At 52.0% G+C, this 4,356-nt stretch carries 4 protein-coding genes; all 4 read left to right on the forward strand.

Going from position 1 to position 4,356, the window contains the following annotated elements:
* Positions 1 to 514 precede the first annotated feature (514 nt).
* Positions 515 to 766: a type B 50S ribosomal protein L31 gene (locus tag B2Y11_RS04715; RefSeq protein WP_008858969.1), complete on the forward strand. Its 252-nt coding sequence runs from the start codon at positions 515 to 517 to the stop codon at positions 764 to 766.
* A 105-nt stretch (positions 767 to 871) separates the two neighbouring features.
* Positions 872 to 1,954 (forward strand): peptide chain release factor 1, encoded by a 1,083-nt coding sequence (gene prfA / locus B2Y11_RS04720; protein ID WP_291056829.1) that lies wholly within the window; start codon positions 872 to 874, stop codon positions 1,952 to 1,954.
* Positions 1,944 to 2,819, forward strand: a complete 876-nt coding sequence (gene prmC / locus B2Y11_RS04725) for a peptide chain release factor N(5)-glutamine methyltransferase (protein ID WP_291056831.1) — start codon at positions 1,944 to 1,946, stop codon at positions 2,817 to 2,819. The genes prfA and prmC overlap by 11 nt, the downstream gene beginning before the upstream one ends.
* Positions 2,816 to 3,862 (forward strand): L-threonylcarbamoyladenylate synthase, encoded by a 1,047-nt coding sequence (locus B2Y11_RS04730; protein ID WP_291056832.1) that lies wholly within the window; start codon positions 2,816 to 2,818, stop codon positions 3,860 to 3,862. Before prmC ends, B2Y11_RS04730 begins: the two co-directional genes overlap by 4 nt.
* Positions 3,863 to 4,356 lie beyond the last annotated feature (494 nt).

Here is a 4,356-nt window from a genome sequence, read left to right on the forward strand (position 1 = left end):
TACAGCACGGCTATCACCGACTCACTGGATTCTCAGGTCGCTTAGGCTCCCCTACGAATCCAGTTCGCTGGAGTGACTCCAGTTCCCTTGCTACCCCGCAAGCGGTGGGACAATAAATGGGGGAGGGAACCCTCTGAACCCTTTGAACCTTTCTTCGCCCCTTGAAACACAACCCTTTTGCACAACCTGCGGCGTCAGCCGCGCCCCTTTTTATACTGCGGCGTCAGCCGCCACCGCAACCCTCAGCCGCGAAGCGGATGTCAAACTTAAGAACCCTCCGGCCGACAGGCCGGTCAAACTTTAGAACCTTTTCACTCACAACCCTCGGGCCCAAAGGACCCGCCCCCCCTTTTGGTGCTGCATCACCATCTACCCCCCCGCAGGCAGTGGGACTATATGTAGAAGAAGCTCCTTCCCCCGCAGTCACTTTTTATTAAAATATCCCTTGCATTCGAGGCGCCCGTTTGTTATAATAGCAAAGAATTATCTATGTATTTGAAATGAGGTGCAACAAGTGAAGAAGGGAATCCATCCGGATTATCATCCAGTCGTTTTCCGTGATATCGGTGCTGACTACTCTTTCCTGACCCGTTCTACAGCTACTTCCAACCAGACTGTGAAATGGGAAGATGGCAATGAATATCCGCTGATCAATATTGATATCAGCAGTAAATCCCATCCGTTCTATACAGGACAGCAGCGTTTCGGAAAGGCTCGCGGCCGTATCGAAAAGTTCAACAAACGTTACGGAAAAACATCCGACTAAAAAACAGGGCGCAGGCCCTGTTTTTTACTGCCCATTTTTACCCTGTGATATACTTATAATTATATATACATAATAAATGGAATTTGCAAATAAAGGAGTAAACAGATGCAGACGAGTAAACTGGAGGGCATGGAAGCCCGGTATGTGACCCTGGAGGACCAGCTCAGCGACCCCTCTGTTATTGCAGACCAGAATAAATGGCGGGCCCTGTCCAAGGAGCATGCGGAGCTGGGGGACATTGTGGCCAAGTACAGAGAGTACAAGGAAGCGGACGAGGCGGTGAAGGATGCAAAGGAGATTCTGGAAGACAAATCCCAGGCTGACCTGCATGATTTGGCCAAGGAAGACCTGAAGGAAAATGAAAAGAAAATGGAAGAGCTGGATCTGGAAATCCATAAAATGCTTATTCCCAAGGACCCCAATGACGGCAAGAACGTTATCCTTGAAATCCGCGCCGGTACCGGTGGAGAAGAGGCTGCTCTCTTTGCTGCAGACCTTCTGAAGATGTATATCAAGTTTGCAGAAAGAAAGGGCTGGAAACTGGAAATCGCCGATGCCAATGAAACGGATCTGGGCGGTTTCAAGGAAGTGACCTGCACCATCGAAGGAAAGAATGCCTATTCCATCCTGAAATTTGAAAGCGGTGTGCATCGAGTGCAGCGTATACCGGAGACGGAAAGCCAGGGCCGGGTTCATACCTCCGCTGTCACCGTGGCAGTGCTTCCGGAAGCGGAAGATGTGGACATTGACATCAAGAGGGAAGATCTTCGTATCGATGTGTACCGTTCCTCCGGCGCCGGCGGACAGCATATCAATAAGACCTCCTCTGCCATCCGCATTACCCATCTGCCCACAGGTATGGTGGTCACCTGCCAGAACGAAAGAAGCCAGCGGCAGAACAAGGAAAAGGCACTGCAGATTCTGAAATCCCGGCTCTACGACCAGGCTCTCCGTGCATCCATCAGCAAGGAAGCGGCAGACAGGAAGAGCCAGGTAGGCTCCGGTGACCGGTCTGAACGCATCCGCACCTATAATTACCCTCAGGGAAGGGTGACGGACCATCGCGTGAACATGAGCATTTACCAGCTGGACGATTTCATGAACGGAAACATGGACCCCATCCTGGACCGCCTTATGGAAGAAGACCTGGCCAGAAGAATGAAAGAAGGGGAAGCCAATGGCCGGTAATACCATCTGGACCATTAAGAAACTGCTTACCTGGACCACCCATTATTTCCAGCAGCACCATCTGGACTCTCCCCGGCTGGATGCGGAACTGCTTCTGGCCCATGTCCTTCATAAACAGAGAATCTACTTATACACGGACTTTGACCTGATTGTAGAACCGTCGGAACTGGCCCGGTACAGAGAATATATCAAGAAAAGGGTGAGCGGCATTTCCACCGCCGCCATCATCGGGGAAAAGGAATTCATGGGACTTACCTTCCATGTGAATGAAAAGGTGCTTATTCCCCGTCCCGATACGGAAACCTGGCTGGAAAAGGTAATCCAGTACCACAGAAATGAACCGGGTCTCAAAGTGGCAGATCTCGGTACCGGCAGCGGCGCCATTCTTTTAAGCTTCCTCTATTACTGTAAAGAAGACACCGGAATTGGCGTGGATATTTCTCCCGACGCCCTCAAAGTGGCGGAAGAAAACGGAAAAAGGCTGAAGCTCGATGACCGCGCTGCTTTTCGGGAAGGAGACTACCTCACCGCCCTGGAAGAAGGGGAAATGTTTGACGGCATCCTGACCAATCCGCCCTACATTCCCTCTGCCGATATAAGGGGACTGGCGGAGGAAGTGCGCCACGAACCGATGCTGGCTCTGGACGGCGGGAAAGACGGCCTTGATTTCTACAGGAAACTGGCGGAAACAGCAGCGGATCATCTGAAGGACGGCGGTTTCCTGGCAGCGGAGTTCGGCATTCATCAGGCAGAGAGTGTGGTGAACCTTCTGAAGGAATCCGGAAAATTTGATTCCTTTGAGGTGATAGAAGATTATGGCGGCATTGAAAGAGCGGTATACTGCAGAAAGAAGGGGAAAGAATGAAAACGGAAATCGTACCGGTGGATGAAGATTATTTCAACCATAAAGTTTTTGAACTGGGAAACATTATCCGGGAAGGGGGACTGGTCTCCTTCCCCACAGAAACGGTCTACGGCCTTGGCGCCAATGCCCTTGACGCAGAAGCAGCCAGAAAAACCTATGCAGCCAAAGGCAGGCCCTCGGACAATCCTCTCATTGTCCACGTAGCAGATAAGGATGAAGTGGCCCGGTATGTGAAAGAAGTGACACCGCTGGAAGAAAAGCTCATGGATGCCTTCTGGCCGGGACCTTTGACCATCGTATTTCCAAAGAAAGACATCATCCCCAAGGAAACTTCCGGCGGCCTTGACACCATCGCCATCCGCTGCCCTGCCAACGAGGCCACCAGAGCCCTCATCCGCGCAGCCGGCGTACCTGTCTCCGGCCCCAGTGCCAATATTTCCACCAGGCCCAGCCCTACCACTGCAGAAGACGTGTACCATGATATGGAGGGACGCATTGAAGCCATCATTGACGACGGCCCCTGCCGTATCGGCGTGGAATCCACGGTCATAGGCATTGAAAATGAAGAAATCGTGATTTATCGCCCCGGCGGCATTACCTTGGAAATGCTCTCCGCTTTCGCCCCCACCAGAGTGGACAGCGCCCTCACCACCGGCAGCGCCCATCCGAAAGCGCCGGGCATGAAGTACAGGCACTACGCCCCCTCATCGCCGCTCACCGTGTATACAGGAAATCAGGAAGAAGTGGAAAAGGAAATCTTATCCTTTGCTGATAAAAAGGATAAAACCTACGGTTTCTTTGTAAGCCGTGAAATCGCAGACAAACTGGATAAAAACCTTCCCGTCTTCGTATGGGGCAGCCGGGACAGCCAGGAAAGCTTCGCCCATAACCTTTTCTCCGGCCTTCTCTTCTTCAATAAACATCCCGTAGACCAGATTATCGGAGAAGGCACCGACAACAAAGGCTTGGGACTCGCCATCATGAACCGCCTTACCAAAGCGTCGGGGTACCATATCGTGGTGGAAAAGAAAGGGGAAGACTGAGACTCCGGCACTTCGTCATGCACCACTGGAGACACAAAGGGAAGCACGTAACGTCAGGCCCTTCCTTAGGTGGCAATTCTGCATAGAATTGCCAAGTCGGGCAAAGCTGGTTCGCGGTGAATGATGGTGAGTTCCATTGGTATGCTTACCCTCGTACACCCTTTTGCCACTACGTGGCATTTCCCCTCAAGGGAAAACGAGAGATATGAGGGAAAAAACAGCGAGTCATATATTTCACGTACCATTTCGGCGTTTTCCCCCTTTGGTGGCTGGCGCCACCACCTTCCCCCCGCAGTTCGGTGGGGCGGCAAAAGGAAAGCGCCTTAATGGGCAGGCTAGGCGCCTTACTTCGCCCCACTTGGAGGTCCTATGCAGGACCTTCACAGTGGGACTATAAAGCTCCGTTATGCTGTGAGCGACTTATGAAAGGAATGCTTCGCGGTGTTTTATTCTTCCCCCTGAACAGGGGTGGCAAGGGAACACGATTCGTAAGG

Origin of the sequence: Dialister sp. UBA1703 (genome assembly GCA_002320515.1) — a bacterium.
Classification (GTDB): domain Bacteria; phylum Bacillota; class Negativicutes; order Veillonellales; family Dialisteraceae; genus Dialister.